General features: G+C 62.2%; 13 protein-coding genes. 4 read left to right on the forward strand and 9 right to left on the reverse strand.

The window, feature by feature from the left end:
* Nucleotides 1-43 precede the first annotated feature (43 nt).
* Nucleotides 44-826 (forward strand): helix-turn-helix domain-containing protein, encoded by a 783-nt coding sequence (locus ACLCGK_RS16015; protein ID WP_410952391.1) that lies wholly within the window; start codon nt 44-46, stop codon nt 824-826.
* Between the two features lie 99 nt (nt 827-925).
* Here ACLCGK_RS16015 and ACLCGK_RS16020 read toward each other — a convergent pair whose 3' ends face one another.
* Nucleotides 926-1,507 carry a LysE family translocator gene (locus ACLCGK_RS16020; RefSeq protein WP_085720359.1) on the reverse strand — a complete coding sequence of 194 codons (582 nt, stop codon included), beginning with the start codon at nt 1,505-1,507 and terminating at the stop codon, nt 926-928.
* A gap of 395 nt (nt 1,508-1,902) precedes the next feature.
* On the opposite strand from ACLCGK_RS16020, the gene ACLCGK_RS16025 reads away from it, so the two are divergent.
* Nucleotides 1,903-3,474, forward strand: a complete 1,572-nt coding sequence (locus tag ACLCGK_RS16025; protein ID WP_410952392.1) for a TerC family protein — start codon at nt 1,903-1,905, stop codon at nt 3,472-3,474.
* Here the strand turns inward: ACLCGK_RS16025 and rarD are convergent.
* The gene (gene rarD / locus ACLCGK_RS16030; RefSeq protein WP_085720355.1) at nt 3,437-4,324 is read right to left on the reverse strand and encodes an EamA family transporter RarD; all 888 of its coding nucleotides are present in this window, start codon (nt 4,322-4,324) and stop codon (nt 3,437-3,439) included. The two genes, ACLCGK_RS16025 and rarD, sit on opposite strands and share 38 nt — an antisense overlap.
* A 32-nt stretch (nt 4,325-4,356) precedes the next feature.
* On the reverse strand, nt 4,357-5,943 hold the full coding sequence (locus tag ACLCGK_RS16035) for an EAL domain-containing protein (protein ID WP_410952393.1): 1,587 nt from the start codon (nt 5,941-5,943) through the stop codon (nt 4,357-4,359).
* A 299-nt stretch (nt 5,944-6,242) separates the two neighbouring features.
* On the opposite strand from ACLCGK_RS16035, the gene hppD reads away from it, so the two are divergent.
* The gene (gene hppD, locus ACLCGK_RS16040; protein WP_013972820.1) at nt 6,243-7,319 is read left to right on the forward strand and encodes a 4-hydroxyphenylpyruvate dioxygenase; all 1,077 of its coding nucleotides are present in this window, start codon (nt 6,243-6,245) and stop codon (nt 7,317-7,319) included.
* Nucleotides 7,320-7,335: 16 nt separating this feature from the next.
* Here the strand turns inward: hppD and ACLCGK_RS16045 are convergent, their stop codons facing one another.
* Nucleotides 7,336-8,142 (reverse strand): CSS-motif domain-containing protein, encoded by an 807-nt coding sequence (locus tag ACLCGK_RS16045; protein ID WP_015270547.1) that lies wholly within the window; start codon nt 8,140-8,142, stop codon nt 7,336-7,338.
* A gap of 126 nt (nt 8,143-8,268) precedes the next feature.
* Nucleotides 8,269-8,958, reverse strand: coding sequence for a type 1 glutamine amidotransferase domain-containing protein (locus ACLCGK_RS16050; RefSeq protein ID WP_410952394.1), 690 nt, complete (start codon nt 8,956-8,958; stop codon nt 8,269-8,271).
* A gap of 211 nt (nt 8,959-9,169) precedes the next feature.
* On the opposite strand from ACLCGK_RS16050, the gene ACLCGK_RS16055 reads away from it, so the two are divergent.
* Nucleotides 9,170-11,200 (forward strand): ATP-binding protein, encoded by a 2,031-nt coding sequence (locus ACLCGK_RS16055; protein WP_410952430.1) that lies wholly within the window; start codon nt 9,170-9,172, stop codon nt 11,198-11,200.
* A 6-nt stretch (nt 11,201-11,206) separates the two neighbouring features.
* Here the strand turns inward: ACLCGK_RS16055 and ACLCGK_RS16060 are convergent, their stop codons facing one another.
* The 4 genes from ACLCGK_RS16060 to ACLCGK_RS16075 form a co-directional block, all read right to left on the reverse strand.
* On the reverse strand, nt 11,207-12,823 hold the full coding sequence (locus ACLCGK_RS16060; RefSeq protein ID WP_410952395.1) for a response regulator: 1,617 nt from the start codon (nt 12,821-12,823) through the stop codon (nt 11,207-11,209).
* Nucleotides 12,824-12,903: 80 nt separating this feature from the next.
* On the reverse strand, nt 12,904-13,959 hold the full coding sequence (locus ACLCGK_RS16065; RefSeq protein ID WP_410952396.1) for a tetratricopeptide repeat protein: 1,056 nt from the start codon (nt 13,957-13,959) through the stop codon (nt 12,904-12,906).
* Between the two features lie 416 nt (nt 13,960-14,375).
* Nucleotides 14,376-14,660 carry a helix-turn-helix domain-containing protein gene (locus ACLCGK_RS16070; RefSeq protein ID WP_003260206.1) on the reverse strand — a complete coding sequence of 95 codons (285 nt, stop codon included), beginning with the start codon at nt 14,658-14,660 and terminating at the stop codon, nt 14,376-14,378.
* 13 nt (nt 14,661-14,673) lie between these two features.
* Nucleotides 14,674-15,000 (reverse strand): type II toxin-antitoxin system RelE/ParE family toxin, encoded by a 327-nt coding sequence (locus ACLCGK_RS16075; protein WP_085665733.1) that lies wholly within the window; start codon nt 14,998-15,000, stop codon nt 14,674-14,676.
* Nucleotides 15,001-15,677: the final 677 nt, after the last annotated feature.

The following is a 15,677-nucleotide window of genomic DNA, read 5'->3' on the forward strand; positions in this document are numbered from 1 at the left end:
CGTGTAGTATTCAGGCGCATGGCAGCGGCGAGCGGGGTGAGGGATGATCGAGGTATCACGGTTCTGGCGCGACCCGGCGTTGCCCTTCGTCGAGGCCCGGCGGGTAGGGGACGGGCGCCAGGTGTGCTACGCCGCGCATTCCCATGAGAGCTTTTCCATCGGAGTGATAACGGGTGGGCGCAGCTCCTATCTGTACGGTGACCAGTGCATAGAGGTGGCTGCCGGTACCACGGTGCTGATGAACCCAGGTGTGGTGCATGCCTGCAACCCCATCGACGGGGAACACTGGTCCTACCTGATGATGTTCGTCGATATGCCTTGGTTGCAGGCGCTGGGGTTCACCTTGCCGGCCCGGCCCTGGAGTAGCTCGCCGGTGTTGTACCGGAGCCTGTTGCAGGCCTTTGCCGACCTGTTCGACGCCGGCGTGCCAGACCGGGAAGGGCGCCTGGCGGCGCTGTTTGGCGTACTTCCAGGTTTGCTTGGCGGCGATGCCAGCGTCAACGACGAGGGCAACCCACGACTGGACACGGCGGCAGCGTTCATTCGCGCCCATCGTGGCGACCCGCTGAGCCTGGACGACATCTGCGCGGCGTGCGGCTTGTCGCGTTCCTACCTGATTCGCGCGTTCCGCCAACGCTTCGGCCTGACGCCGCATGGTTACCTGCTCGACCAGCGCGTGCAGCTGGCCAGGGCGCAATTGCGTCAGGGCCGGGCTATTGCCGAGGTTGCGCAGGAGGCCGGGTTTGCCGACCAGGCGCACCTGCAGCGGGCCTTCAAGCAGCACCTGGCGGCCACACCGGGGCATTACCGCAATGCATTCGGTTGAATTGCCATTTTTGGCGGTGGTGGCCCTATCGCCGGCAACCCAGCTCCCACAGGTACTGCGCAGGCCTTGAGGTCAGCGATAGGGTCGGTGCAGCCAGGCTCAAATGACCAGATAGACCGCACTGCCCACGAGCAGCAGCGCCAAGCCCCGATTCAGCAGGCGCATGTGCCGTGGGTTGCCCAGGTACTGGCGAACCACGCTCCCGGCCCACGCCCAGCTGGCCACCGAAATGAAGCAGATCGGCCCGTAGATCCAGGCAAACAGCCACAGCAGCTGCTGCTCACCGCCGGTATAGGCACCAACCCCGGCCACCGCTGCCAGCCATGCCTTGGGATTGAGCCATTGCATCGCCGCGCCGTGCCAGGCCGAGGGAGCCTGGGTGGGATGGGCACTGCCCAGTTGCCCATCGTCGCTGGCCAGCTTCCATGCCATGTACAGCAGGAACGCCACGCCGCCCCAGTGCAAAAGCAGGCCCAGCAAAGGCCAGCGCAGCAACAATTGATGCAGGCCCAGCCCGACCAGCACCAGCAGCAGGCAGAAGCCCAGCGTGGCGCCAGCCACATGTGCCAGGCTGGCACGCAGACCATGGCGGGCACCGCTGCCCAGCGCAACGATGTTGACCGGGCCGGGGGAGATCGAGGCCGCCAGTGCGAAAGCGGCCATGGACAGGGACAGGCTCATGAGGGGGATCCGTTTGGTTGAGGTGGGCCTTCATGCTCGGGCATTGACAGCCTGCGGTATTGAAGAAAAGTACCTCACGCACGGCCAGCGCATTTTTGTGTAGGAGCGGCCTTGTGTCGCGATCGGGCCGCACAGCGGCCCCAGCTGTTAATGCAGCGCTCCTGAAACCCGGGGGGCGCTGTGCGGCCCGATCGCGACACAAGGCCGCTCCTACAAGGTTGTTACAGGTTTTGTAATAGTTTGGCGCTATTACGGAAAGCTGCTGAGCTTGTAGGATCATTTTCCCAATTTGCTAACAAGGTCTATATGAGCACCTTCGCGGAGCCCCCCAGTCCCCGGTCTTCCCGGCCTTCTTTCACCCGTCCTCGTGACGCTGCCCTCGTGAGTACCCGCTAATGGAATGGCTAGCCGACCCCACGGCCTGGCTGGGCCTGTTGACGCTTATCGTCCTCGAGCTGGTGCTGGGTATCGACAACCTGGTGTTCATCGCCATCCTCGCCGACAAACTGCCGCCGCATCAGCGCGACCGCGCACGGGTCATTGGCCTGAGCCTGGCGTTGATCATGCGCCTTGGCCTGTTGGCCAGTATCTCGTGGATGGTCACCCTGACCGCGCCGTTGTTCGAGGTGTTCGAAAAGAGCTTCTCGGGCCGCGACCTGATCATGCTGTTCGGTGGCGTGTTCCTGCTGTTCAAGGCCACCATGGAGCTGCACGAACGCCTGGAAGGCCACGTGGCCCAGGCCAGCGGCACGGTACGCCATGCTGCGTTCTGGCCGATCGTTGCGCAGATCGTGGTGCTTGATGCGGTGTTCTCGCTGGACGCGGTGATCACCGCGGTTGGCATGGTCGAGCAGTTGTCGGTGATGATGATCGCGGTGATCTTCTCGATCGGCATCATGATCGTTGCCAGCAAGCCGCTGACCCGCTTCGTCAACGCCCACCCCACGGTGATCATGCTGTGCCTGGGCTTCCTGATGATGATCGGCTTCAGCCTCACCGCCGAAGGCCTGGGCTTCCATATCCCCAAAGGCTACCTGTACGCGGCCATCGGCTTCTCGATCCTGATCGAGCTGTTCAACCAGCTGGCCCGTGCCCGCCGCAAGCGCAGCCTGCAGCAGCACCGGCCGCTGCGTGAGCGCACCGCGCATGCCGTGCTGCGCCTGCTGGGTGGCCGCCGGGTCGAGGCTGACGAGGTGGGCGAGGAAATCGCTGACCTGGTCGAAGGCGGTGAGGAGCAGGTGCTGTTCGACCGCCGTGAACGGGTGATGATCAGTGGCGTGCTGAACCTGGCCGAGCGGCCTATCCGCACGGCGATGACCGCCCGCGCCGAGGTCGATGTGATCGACCTGGCGCAGCCGGCCGACGCCATTGCCCAGGCCCTGGCCAATTCGCCGTACTCGCGCCTGCCGCTGATCCGCGATGGCCGCGTGGACGAGCCACTGGGCTTCGTGCACAAGAAGGAACTGCTCAAGGAGCTGCTGTCGGGCAACCAGCCCGATCTGGAAGGCATGGCCCGAGTACCGCTGAACCTGCTGGAGAGCTTCAGCATCCTCAATGCCCTGGAGCAGATGCGAGGCCAGTCGACGCACATTGCTTTCGTCGTCAACGAGTTCGGTGACTTTACCGGCCTGCTGACCATGACCGATATCCTGGAGTCGATTGCCGGCGAGTTGCCGGATGCCAGCGAGGTCGAAGGCCCGGGCATCGTTCAGGAAGGTGAAGGCTTTGTGGTCAGCGGCGCGTTGAACCTGAGCCAGGTGCAGGCACGTACCGGCTTCTGCGCCCGCGCCACCGAGGACTACCAGACCCTCGCGGGCCTGGTGATGAGCCTGCTCGACCGCCTGCCTATGGTTGGTGACCGCCTGGCCTGGAATGGCTGGACGCTGACCGTGGAGGCGGTCGAGGAGCGGCGGGTGCGTCAGGTTCGGCTTACACCGAACGGCGACGTTGACGCAGCAGGTGCTTGAAACCCTCGATCACCAGTACCAGCACCGCGGCCCAGATCGGAAGGTAGGTCAGCCACTGATCCGGGCCGATGGTTTCGCCCAGCAACAGCGCAACGCCTACCAGCAGCACTGGCTCGACGTAGCTGAGCAGGCCGAACAGGCTGAAAGGCAGCAGGCGGCTGGCCAGCACGTAGGCGATCAGGGCCGAGGCGCTGATCGCCCCGAGGATCGGGATCAACGCATACAGCCCAGGGTGTGCCTGCAGATCCGCAGGGGAAAGCGGACCCTGGATCACGAAATACAGCGCCCATGGCAACAGCAGGCACATGTCGCACCACAGGCCGCCCAAATGATCGGTGCGGCAGCGCTTGCGCAACACGAAATAGATCGGGTAGCCGATCGTCACCACCAGGGTTTCCCAGGCGAAACTGCCATGCTGATACAGCTCGTGGCCCACGCCGAGAGCAGCGCAGGCCACGGCCACCTTCTGCAGCCGTGACAGGCGCTCGCCATACACCAGCCGCCCGGTCAGGACCATGGCCAGCGGCAGCAGGAAATAGCCCATCGACACTTCCAGGCTGCGCCCGTGCAGGGGCGCCCAGAGGAACAGCCACAGCTGCACGCCCATCAGCCACGAGGTGCCGACCATGCCCAGCAACAGCAGCGGCGTATGTTTTACCCGGGCGAGCAGTTCGCCCACCCGTTTCCAGTCTTTCGAGACAAGCATGAACAGGGTCAGGCAGGGCAGCGTCAACAGGGTGCGCCAGCCAAAGATCTCCTCGCCATCGAGCGGCGAGAGCAGAGAGGTATAGAAGTACATCACGGCGAACAGACAGGACGCCATGACCGACGAAAGAATGCCTTTTGACACGAATGCCTCGAATAGGGAGTTGAGCAGGTGGATCAGCCGCGCATGATCTCAGGGGGCGCGGCTTGCGGCAACCGCGACGCAGCCGGGCGCGCGGCCAGCGCTTCGAGGAACTGGGCAGCCGGCATGGGCCTGGCGAACAGGTAGCCTTGCTGGAAGTCCACCTCGTGACGGGCCAGGTAGTCGCGCTGGGCTTCTGTTTCCACGCCCTCGGCAACGATGCCCAGGCCCAGCTTGGCCGATAGCTCGATGATGGTCTCGAGGATGTGCACAGACAGCGCATCGCCACCGATCATGGCCACGAAGCTCTGGTCGATCTTAAGGTAATCGACCTTGAACTGGCGCAGGTAGTTGAGGCTTGACTGGCCGGTGCCGAAGTCGTCCAGGGCGATCTTCACACCCATGACGTCGAGCTTCTCGAACAGCTCCAGGGCCACCGGCGTGGGCTCGATCAGCTTGCGCTCGGTCAGCTCCAGGGTCAGCACCACCCGGCCTGGCGGGAAGTGCTGGAGGAAGGTTCGGCAATCGTCCAGCAGGCTGAAGTCGCGGCAGTGGTCGGCGGTGATATTGACGCCGATATGGAAACCGTCCTCCAGCAGCCCGGCAAAGGGCGCCAGGCTCTGCGCGGTGTGCATCATCAGCGCACGGGTCATGGCGACGATCTGCCCACTGTGTTCGGCGTAGGGGATGAACAGGTCGGGGCGCACCAGGCCTTCGCGCGGGTGGTTCCAGCGCATCAGCACTTCGGCGCCGGCCCAGCGGTAGTCGCCCTTGCGCACTACCGGCTGGAAGTACGGCAGGAACTCGTCGGCCTCCAGGGCCCGGCGCAGTTCGGCACGGGGCGAGGTGGCGCGGCGAACCTGCCAGCGGCACACCAGGGCGGCCACCGCGCCTAGTATCAGCAGCAGACCGGACAGGGCGGGATAGTGGCTGCGCCACAGCTGGCCCTGCTTGTCGGCGCCGTAGCCGCCATGCACGCTGAACGGGTAACGGGTCGAGCCCAGCTGCACATTTGCACTGGCCGCGGCAGGAGGCACGCCCTTGTGCACGATGCCATCCTTGCCCAGCCAGGCATCGCCCACGCGGATCTGCAGCTCTTCATCGGGGCCGATCAGGCGCAGCGCCGTCAGCAGGTGTTCGCCATCGACCGTACTGATCGCGCCGCGGTCGCCGTCGCTGGCCCGATACACCAGCAGCGGGTGCCCAGGGGTGACCGAGTTGCCGTCCATCAGCCACAGCTTGCCGTCGATGTAGTCGCCGGGGTTGACCGGCTCGTCGAATGCGCCGAACAGCGAGGTGCAATAAAGGGCGTTGTGCCGGAACAGGTTGGTCGAGCGCACGAAGGCGTTGCGCGTGACCTGGGCGCGCAGCATGAGCTGGACCTCGTCGCACGGGCTGTCGACAAGCGGCAGCAGAGCATGGGCAGCGCTGGACAGATTGTCGAGAATGCGCTCGACGTGCTCCACCACCTGGCGGGTGGTAGCCTGGCTGCTGGCGTGCATTTCACGCTCGATCTGCCAGTTCATCACGGCCAGGCCGCATGCCACGGGCAGCACGCCGACGACCCAGGGCAACAGGGTGCGCCAGCCGAGGCCGGCGCGGCGTTTGACGGTAAGGGGCATGCTGACCTGATCTGTATAAAGGATTACGACAGGATAGCCGCTTGTCGGAACCGGTGAGCAACTAAAGGGCGACAAACCATTTTACGCAATGTAGAATCCGTTTACGAATACAACAATAAGGTCCTTCGATGCCGAAGGATCAAGCCCGCCGAGAATGGGTCCATATGACATACCATGGGTTCAAGCTGATAATAGGTGATTTCCTCGCCCGCAGCGTGCGGGGTATCCCGTGCTCCCCGCCATTTCCGTTCCACATCCCACGCAATCAATAATCTTTCGCTGCAGATGAGGACACGAACATGGCTGATATCTTCGACAATCCGATGGGCCTGATGGGCTTTGAATTCATCGAACTGGCTTCGCCGACCCCTGGCGTACTCGAGCCGGTATTCCAGATGCTGGGCTTCACCAAGGTCGCTACCCACCGTTCCAAGGATGTGCACCTGTATCGCCAGGGTGACATCAACCTGATCCTGAACAACGAACCCAAGAGCATCGCCTCGTACTTCGCTGCCGAACACGGCCCGTCGGTATGCGGCATGGCGTTCCGCGTGCGTAATGCTCATGAGGCCTATGCCCGCGCCCTGGAACTGGGCGCCCAGCCGGTGGAAATCGAAACCGGCCCGATGGAACTGCGCCTGCCGGCGATCAAGGGCATCGGCGGTGCGCCGCTGTACCTGATCGACCGTTTCGAGGAAGGCAGTTCGATCTACGATATCGACTTCAAGTTCATCGAGGGTGTGGACCGCAACCCGGTGGGTGCCGGCCTGAAGATCATCGACCACCTCACCCACAACGTTTATCGCGGGCGCATGTCGTACTGGGCCGGCTTCTACGAGAAGCTGTTCAACTTCCGCGAAATCCGCTATTTCGACATCAAGGGTGAGTACACCGGCCTGACTTCGCGTGCCATGACCGCACCGGATGGCATGATCCGCATCCCGCTGAACGAAGAATCGTCCAAGGGCTCCGGGCAGATCGAAGAGTTCCTGATGCAGTTTAACGGCGAAGGCATCCAGCACGTCGCCTTCCTGACCGATGACCTGCTCAAGACCTGGGACGCCCTCAAGGGCTTCGGCATGCGCTTCATGACTGCACCGCCGCAAACCTACTACGAGATGCTCGAAGAGCGCCTGCCAGGTCACGGCGAGCCGGTCGACCAGTTGAAAGCACGCGGTATCCTCCTCGATGGTGCCTCCCAGCCTGACGACAAGCGCCTGCTGCTGCAGATCTTCTCCGAGACCCTGCTCGGCCCGGTGTTCTTCGAGTTCATCCAGCGCAAGGGGGATGACGGCTTTGGCGAAGGCAACTTCAAGGCACTGTTCGAATCCATCGAGCGCGACCAGGTACGTCGTGGTGTGCTGAGCACCGAGTAACCCCAGGGTACCGCCGTCACGATTCGATGGCGGCGGTATCAACCCTTCTCTTGCCCGAAATGGTCAGGCCCAGGTACATGATGAACATGCTGGCGACCCCAACCAATACCAGCGAGGGCAGTACCTGATGCAGGGATAGGCGAAACTCCTGGGTGGCGTATCCTTTGGGGTAACCGCCGATCACCACGTAACCATATTTCTGGGAAACCGATCGCTCGGTGAATTCGACCTGGGAGGGGCGTTGTGCGTCGCGGCTGTCTCCCTCGCTCCAGATATACAGGTCGCTGAATTCCAGAAGCAATGTCAGGCCGTCCTGGAAAGCACGCAGTTCGTCACGCAGCTGCCGACCGTACGCTGTTGCGATTATCCCAGGGTCGCTGTTCGGTCTCTGGACTTTGATGATCGCCGCGTTAGGCGACGATGGAGCGTCGAATGCCAGCTCTGTCTGCCGTCCGGACAGGGCAAAAGCCGAGTTATACGCCAAAGGGTCCATGTCCGTCGCACAATACGCTTGTTGGTCGCGGGTGAGTATCAGTGAGCGAAGGTGCGGGCTGTTGGCGACTCTCTGCTCCAGCGTACCAAGCACTTCGTCACAGGGCTTGCCTGCCAATGGCAGGATCAGGTCCAGATCGCCTTCCATGCGGCCCAGTGCCTGGTCGATGCTGAAAATCGCCTCTTGAACAGAAACCTTGGCATTCTCCTCAAGTTTTCTATCCAGTTGATAGTTCATCATCAGTAACCCGGACAGTACCGGTATTGCGCCGATGGACAATATCAACAGTAACTTCCGCCAGTTGATGCCGAGACTCGGTATTGCTGCCATAGGACCGCCGCTCCGTTGAACCTTGCTGTTCGGGTTGAACAGGTCAGCGCTGATCCTATGTGCTTGATGATGCTCCGGCTGTAGGCCAAAAGTGTTGCGGTTTTACAGAAAAGCAGAACTTCGTTGTCAGCCTCGCTTCAGCCTGGCGAGCACTTTTTCGGCCAACTGGGCCGTGGAGGCCGGGTTCTGCCCGGTGATCAGCCGATCATCGGCCACCACGAACGGCTGCCACGGGTCTTCATGCTTGCTGTAGGTACCACCGCGGGCACCCAGCTCGGTTTCCGTCAGGAAGGGGACCACCTTGTCCAGTTCGACGAGTTTTTCTTCGGTATTGGAGAAGCCGGTCACCTGACGGTCCTTGAGCAACAGGCTGTTGTCGCTGAGCTTGATGTTCAGCAGGCCGACAACGCCATGGCAAACCGCCGCGACAATGCCCTTGTGGTGCTCGTACACCCGGCGGGCCAGCTCTTGCAGCGGCTGGTTGTCGGGAAAGTCATACATCACTCCGTGCCCGCCGGTGTAGTAGATGACGCTGTACTCTTCTGCCTTCACCTGGCCAGGGCTCAAGGTGTTGCCCAGGCGGGTCATGAAGCGCTTGTCGTCATACCACAGCCAGTCCAGGTCGGGGGCCATCTGCAGGCTATGCGGGTCGACAGGGACGTAGCCGCCCAGCGGGCTGACATAATCGACCTCGTAACCGTCTTTTTCGACTTTTTCGACAAAGTGCACCGCTTCCCCCAGCCACAAGCCGGTCGCCCGCTTGAGGGTCGGATACTTGGCTGTATTGGTCAGCACCACCAGCATTTTCTTGCTCATGACCACGCTCCCGTCGGCAACCTGAATGGGCCGTTGCTCCCCCGGCCCGAGGGAAAACCTAATGAGCATAGCTCTCAGGTGCCAGTACGCCATATTGGGTGGCGTGCGTTGTGCTAACGTGAACCACATTCACGGAGCGCCCGTACTTTTTCTGAATCATGCTGGAGTCACGACAGTGGTCACAAATGGTACGCCGCGCGAGCCTGCGTCGATGGTCATCCTGCAGCCGTCTGTGCTGGCACCGGTTGACCTCATGGGCGAACGGATTGCACGGTTCGACTGGGGGCGTACACCGCTCGGGCCGCTGCCGCGCTGGCCGGCTTCGTTGCGCATTGCCGTCGACATGATGCAATTGTCACCGTTCCCGTGTGCCGTGGTCTGGGGACCAGACCTCAGCGTGGTCCACAATGAAGGCTATCGGGCATTGCGGCGGGTTGCCCCGGATGCATTGGGCATGCCCTTCGATGCGCTGTGGAGCGATGAATGGCCGGCGATGGGGCCGTGGGTGTTCAAGGCGCTCGAGGGGCGCTCGAGCTTTGTCGAGGACCCACCACTGCGTATTGGCTGCGGCCAAGGCGGGGAGCCGTTGTGGTGTGCGTTCGGTTACACACCGTTGCACGATGAACTGGGCAACGTGGCAGGGTTTCTGCACGCGGTGATCGAAACCACGGCCAGCGTCGAGGCGCATCGCCACTGGCGGGAGCAGGCGCAAGAATTCCAGCGGCAGGTCGAGCGACACCTGGTGGAGCGCGAGCAGTTCTGGCAGCTGTCGCGTGATGCGATGATGACGGTCACTCCCGAGCTGAAGGTGTGTGCCGCCAACCCCGCCTGGTATCGCATCCTGGGCTGGTCCGAAGAGCAGGTACTGGGCACTCCGGTGCTGGATCTGGTACATCCGGCAGATCGCGCTGAGGTTGAGGTGGCCGTTTCCGGGTGCCTGCAGTACCAGGATACCGAGCAGATAGAGACGCGCCTGCGCCACCGCGATGGCCATTACCACTGTTTTCGCTGGAGTGCACGGTTCGATGGCAGCCTGCTGACTACCGTTGGCCGGGATATCACCGGGGAACGTGAGGAGGCTGCTCGTCAATCCGAAGCGCTGATGCGCAACAACGAGCGTCTGGAGGTGGTTGGGCAGTTGGCCGGGGGCATGGGCCATGAACTGAACAACTTGTTGTCCGGCATCGGTGGCAGCCTCGAACTGCTTCAGCGGCGCCTGCAGGAAGGACGGCTGGAGCGGGTGGAGGCGTATGTCGAGGTCGCGCGAGATTCGGTGCAGCGTGCCATGGAGCTGACCCATCGCCTGCTGGCGTTTTCCCGTCATCAACCTTTGGCGCCCAGGCCGCTGGACTTCAACCGGCAATTGCGCTTGAGCGAACCACTGCTGCGGAGCACGCTGGGCGCCGAGATGCGCTTGCACTGGCAGCTGGATGTCACGCCGTGGGCGGTGAACCTTGATGTTTCCCAGCTGGAAAATGCCTTGATCAATCTTTGCACCAACGCCCGCGAAGCGTGCCTTGATCGCGGCAATGTCACGCTGCGTAGCATCAACCAGCGGCTGACAAGGTGTTTCCCGGATGAGAGCGGCCTGCCACCAGGCGACTACGTTGCGTTGTATGTGGAGGATGATGGCCATGGCATGCCGGCCGTGGACATTGCCAGGGCCTTTGAACCGTTCTTCACCACCAAGCCGGTCGGGCGTGGCTCAGGCCTTGGTTTGTCGATGGTGTATGGGTTTGTCGGCCAGTCGGGGGGCTACGCCTGGATCGAGTCGGCGCCGAACCAGGGCACCAAGGTCTGCATGCTTTTTCCAAGGTGGCATGACCCGGTACCCGAGGCGCCTGCGGTTGTGCAACGGACGCAGCGCATGGCCGGGAGGCAGCGCCTGTTGCTGGTCGATGACGAGCTCGGTTTGCGTGCTGTGATGTGCGAGTACCTGACCGAACGTGGTTTCGAAGTCATTGATGTGGGCGACGCCAATAGCGCACTGGAGCGCTTCCGCCATGACGGCCCGTTCGACCTGGTGATCACCGACATTGGCTTGCCGGGTGGTTTCAGTGGCCGCCAGGTGGCCAAGGCCATGCGCATGCAGCTGCCGTTGCAGAAGATCCTGTTCATCACCGGCTATGCGGGTCAGCCGATCGAAGCGCAGTTGCTCGAGCAGCCGGGCACGGCATTGATGAACAAGCCGTTCCCGCTGGCGGACCTGGTGGATGAGGCGCTACGCATGCTCGAGGAGTGAAGCGGTTCAGGGCTTGCCCAGTATCTGGGTCACCTGGGCCTGCAGCTGCTTCAGCTCGAAGGGCTTGCTGATCAGGTGCATCCCCGCCTCCAGGAAGCCCTCGCGGGCCATGGCGGTTTCTGCATAGCCGGTGATGAACAGTACTGGCAAGCGTGGGCGCAGGTTGCGGGCAATCTCGGCCAACTGGCGGCCATTCATGCCCGGCAAGCCGACATCGCTGATCAGCAGATCCACCGGTTGTGTCGAACGCAGTACCTTAAGGCCCTCATTGGCGTCGGCGGCACTGTGGCAGGCGAAGCCATCCTCGCGCAGGGCCTGGCAGAGCAATTGGCGTACATGGGGGTCGTCCTCGACTACCAGCACGTGATGGCCCTGGTAACCTCGCACGGGTTGTACGGGTTTGACCGGTGCCTGGCCCTGGTCGACGTGGCGCGGCAGATAAAGGTCCACCCGGGTCCCTTGGCCGATCTGGCTGTGCAGGGTGACATGTCCTTGGGATTGCTTGCTGAAGCCGTAAACCATCGACAGGCCAAGGCCGATGCCCTGGCCGATCGCCTTGGTGCTGAAGAACGGCTCGAAGGCATGTTCCAGCGTGCTTTGCGCCATGCCCTGGCCGTCATCGATGACTCGCAGGCGTACATAGTCGCCGGCGCACAGGGCACCGCCAGCGAATTGCCCGGCGCCGATGTGCTGGTTACTTGCCTCGATGCGCAGCTGACCGCCATTGGGCATGGCTTCGCAGGCATTGAGCAACAGGTTGTCGAGGGCTTCCTGTAACTGCTGGTCATCGGCTTCGACCGACCACAGGTTCTTGGCGATTTGCACCTGCAGGGTCACGGTCGGGGTCACGCAAGCCTTCAGGCGTTTTGCCTGGAGCAGGTCGAGCAGGTCGACCTGCTGGGTGTGCAGCGATTGCCGAGAAGAGAAGGCCAGCAGGCGGTGGGTCAGGCGCGCGGCGCGTGACACCGCCTCGCGGCCCATGCGCAGCACGTTGTCCAGGCCATCGCTGCGACCCTGGCGCAAGCGCCGGTCAATCAGCTCGAAGCTGCCACCAATGCTGGTGAGCAGGTTGTTGAAGTCGTGGGCGACCCCCCCGGCCAGTTGGCCGATGGCCTCCATCTTGCGCGTCTGGTGGCGTACGAACTCGCTGCGTTGCTGCTCTTCGCCGGGAGGTGCGGCCTTGGCGTCAAGGCGTTGCTGCAGGTCTTGCAACTGGTCGCGTGCCAGATACTGCCGACGCCGGTTGCGCAGGGCGGACTGGGTCATGCGCAACAGCTGGGCGTTTTCGAATGGTGCGACCAGCAGGACCAGGTTGCCCACCGGGAGGTTGGTCGAGCCCTTGGCCGCTTGGCTCCCTTGACCGAGCAGCACGATGGGCAGGTCCGACCAGCACGGTTGCTGGTCGATGAATTCTTGCAGCAATGCACTTGGGCCCTGTTTGAACGCTTGCTCGGCAATGATCGCCAGGCCTGCGCCTTCGGCCAGGCAGGCTTGCAGGTTGGCCAGGTCGACCGCGCACAGGCTGTCGATGCCCGCAGAAGCGAGCAGGCGAGCAGTATCTGCGGCTATTGGCGGGGGCGCCAGGATCAATGCACGTTCGTCCAGCGCCAACGAACTGGCCAAAACGACTCTCCTGCAGGGTGGTCTGATATCCACTGGACCTTGGGCACAGCCCCAGGGTTCAACAAATTTTCGGACGTTGCCTACAGGCCCTGTTGCAGCACTGGGTCATCCGGGTTCTGCCGCTCCAGCTCGGCCAGCAGCACCTGCACGTTCTGCAACTGGCCGGTTTCCTTCCAGTACTTAATCAGCAACACCCGTGCCCGGCGATTGGCCGGCTGGCGGCTGAGCACGGTTTCCAGTTGCTTTTGCGCGGCGTCGAGTTGTTCCAGTTCATGCAGGGTGACTGCCAGTGTATAGCGGTAGTCGGCGTTGTCCGGGTCCAGCTCGACCGCGCGGGACAAGGCCAGCAAGGCGTATTCGCGCTGCTCGTGGCGGTTCAGCCAGAGCCCCAGTTCGTACTGCAGAAAGGCCGAATCGGGGCTTAGCGCCAGGGCTTTGCCCAGTACCTGACGCGAGGCGTCGTGATGGCCCTGGCGCTCCAGCAGGCGTACCTGGGTCGCCAGTGCGTCGAGGTTGCCTGGCGCTACCGCCAGGGCTCGCTGCAGGGCGGTGTCGGCCAGGGTGTAGTCGTTTTCGTGCAGGTAGAGGCGCGCCAGGTGGACTTGGGCGTCGGCGTCTTCGGGTTGTTGCTCGAGTGCCTGCTGGTATTGCTCCAGGGCGACCTGTAGCGGGCCGAAATAAAGGCCGATGTCATCCGGAGCAAGGCCGAGCAGGGCATCTACCGCGGCAAAGCGCACGCTTTGCTCGTCGTCGTCCAGCAGTGGGCCGAGTACCAGGCTGCGCTGCGCCGCCGGCAGCAGGCGGCGAATACCGGCAATGGCTGCACGGCGCACCTGCGGGTCGGCATGCTCGAGGTCCTGACGGGCGAGTTTCAATGCCTGGGGCGAAGGGTAGTTTGGCAGTTCGGCATACAAGGCCGCACGGCGAATGGGCGGCAGGTCGGTGCGCTGCAGTTGCTGGTACAGCACCCGTGCAGCGCCGGGTTGGCCCTCATGGGCCTGGCGCAGGGCCTTGGCGTAGCTGTGCGCAGGCAGGGTAGGCGGGGCTGGCGGAGCGTCGCGCCACAGGTAGCCGAACAGGGCCGATACCAGGATCAACAGCAGCAGGGCGATCAGGTAGCGGTTGCGTCTGGGCATCGGACGATCCGGGGCGGCGGGAAGGGCAGAGCTTGGGCTAGCTGGGGGGTAAATGCAACCAGGTGCCTGTCTCGACATTTTCTGCGCCTGTGAGACCGAGCGCCGCCCGCGCGGCGCATCGCCGGCAAGCCAGCTCCCACATCTGTTTCGGGCCAGTCTCTTCTGTGCCTGGCGCGCGCGACCCCTTGTTTGTACGACACGATATCGAAGGTAGCGCTGCTGCTCTTCTGCATTCTCCAGACATGCACCCAGGGTGCGAGTGCGCAGGAGCCAGGAGTAACTGGCCCGAAACAGATGTGGGAGCAACTGTCTTTAGAAATTTATTTTCCGCATTAGTAGAGAATCGATCCTCGTTCGCCTCAGTTCGGTGCGGGTTGAAAACGGCAAGGCCTGGCCTTCATGGTCCAGCCACCGATTCAGGCGAGCTTTTCCTTCACCGTGAAATCCACTTCCAGATCGGCATTGGCCAGCAGATTTACCAAGGCATCCAGGGAAAACTTGTCAATCTTCCCATTCAACAGCTCACTCAAGCGCGGTTGAGTGACATGTAGCCGACGCGCCGCATCCTTCTGAGGTAGATCCCAGGCACGCACCGTCTTGACCAAAATCCGCATCAACTGCGAGCGCAGCCTAAGGTTGTCGGCCTCTTCTGGCGTATCAGCCAACGCGTCCCATACAGATGCCGAGCGTTCATTCGCCATTGTTGATCACCTCTCAGTCCAGCGACTTGAAACGGGCTTTCGCCACATCAATATCGCGCTTATCCGTCTTTTCAGTTGTCTTGCGGAATGCATGCAGGACATAGACAGCTTCCGGGCGGTTCACAACATACAACACGCGAAAAGCACCGTCTTTACACTTGATGCGGATCTCCCGCACACCCCGCCCCACATTCTCCATCGACTTCCAGTCGGTAGGTTCTTCACCGGACTGGATCAAGTCCAGCTGATACCCAGCCCGCTGCCTCGCCACTGGTGGAAACCTGCGCACATCATCCTTGCTGCCGCCTACCCATTCGATAGGCTTCTGACCGTCCCACATGCCGCATACCCCTTCGCCATCGCTCCAATCGCCAGCTGCGCTTGCGCCTCATGCCTCACCCGTGTGTTTGGTCATGCCGCTGCACCTTTCTGACGTACATGGCAATGCACAGATTCCAGGAGCCTGCACACAAATTATATCGATACCGATATAACCTCAAGCCTGTAAATGTCCATTATCGACACCGACTAAAACAGAAAGGAATGGGCAACAGAAGTGAGGCAACTCACCTGAAAAGGCGAGCCGAGGACATTAAACCTGGTGTGCTTCCCAGCCAAGACAGCACCTTCCGACAGGTGCTGTAGGATAATTCGACAGGGCGTTCGAACTGAAGCATTTGGTTTCTGGTTCGGAAATGTCTTACAGCTCTAGAACCTAGGCGAGGGCTTTGCCCTCGATCGCCAGCAAGCCAGCTCCTACATGGTCCGCACCAACTTCAAGGCATGCACAAGCCAGCTACCACAGGTGAACCACAGGTCTCAAAAGCGGTGGAGTACCTGTGGGAGCTGGCTTGCCGGCGATGCGCCGCGCGGGCGGCGCTCGATCTCATAGGCGCTGAAGATTCAGAGGCATGCACCCTGCACACACCCTCAATCAGCATAAAAAAGCCCCGCGGACCAAGGCCTGCGGGGCAAACGGTTGGGGGAGGAGCCAACCAAAGGAGTCGTTGAAACGGG

It is taken from the genome of Pseudomonas sp. S1(2024), assembly GCF_046557535.1.